Consider the following 765-nt stretch of genomic DNA (forward strand, 5'->3'; position numbering starts at 1 on the left):
GGCCATCTTCTTCATCCAGTTCAGGTCGGCGCCCGCGCAGAAGGCCGGGCCATTGCCCGCTAGCACGATGGCGCGCACCGTGGGCTCGCTGCCGAGTGCGCGGAAGGCGCCGGTGAGCTCGGCGATCACGGTTTCATTGAAGGCGTTGCGCACGTCCGGCCGGTTCAGCGTGACGGTGGCCACGTGCTGCGCCGTGGTGACGGTAAGGGTGGTGAATTCCATGTGGTGTCCTGTGCGGTGCGATGCGTTATCCGGGGCGCTGGTGCATGTCATTGCGCGCGCAATTACATGCGGAACACGCCGAACTTCATCTCGCCGATGGGCGCATTCAGGCTGGCCGACAGGCCCAGGCCTAACACCGTGCGGGTCTGCGCGGGATCGATCACGCCGTCATCCCACAGCCGCGCGCTGGCGTAGTAAGGATGGCCCTGGTGCTCGTACTGGTCTCGAATGGGTTGCTTGAACTTGTCCTCGTCTTCCGCGCTCCAGCTACCCCCCTTGGCCTCGATGCCATCGCGGCGCACGGTGGCCAGCACGCTGGCCGCCTGCTCGCCGCCCATCACCGAGATCCGTGCATTCGGCCACATCCACAGGAAGCGCGGCGAATAAGCGCGTCCGCACATGCCGTAGTTGCCCGCCCCAAACGAGCCGCCGATGATCACCGTGAACTTCGGCACCTGCGCGGTCGCCACCGCCGTCACCATCTTGGCGCCGTTGCGGGCAATGCCTTCGTTCTCGTACTTGCGGCCCACCATGAAGCCGGTG

At 65.9% G+C, this 765-nt stretch carries 2 protein-coding genes; both read right to left on the reverse strand.

The genetic code is table 11. From position 1 onward, the window contains the following. Positions 1-222: enoyl-CoA hydratase-related protein (locus tag OR16_RS38800; protein ID WP_006164931.1), on the reverse strand; the 222-nt coding region annotated here is incomplete at its 3' end. A gap of 62 nt (positions 223-284) precedes the next feature. Next, on the reverse strand, positions 285-765 hold a 481-nt coding region (locus OR16_RS38805; protein WP_006164932.1), incomplete at its 5' end, for a carboxyl transferase domain-containing protein.

Source organism: Cupriavidus basilensis OR16, assembly GCF_000243095.1.
In the GTDB taxonomy this organism is placed as follows: domain Bacteria; phylum Pseudomonadota; class Gammaproteobacteria; order Burkholderiales; family Burkholderiaceae; genus Cupriavidus; species Cupriavidus basilensis_D.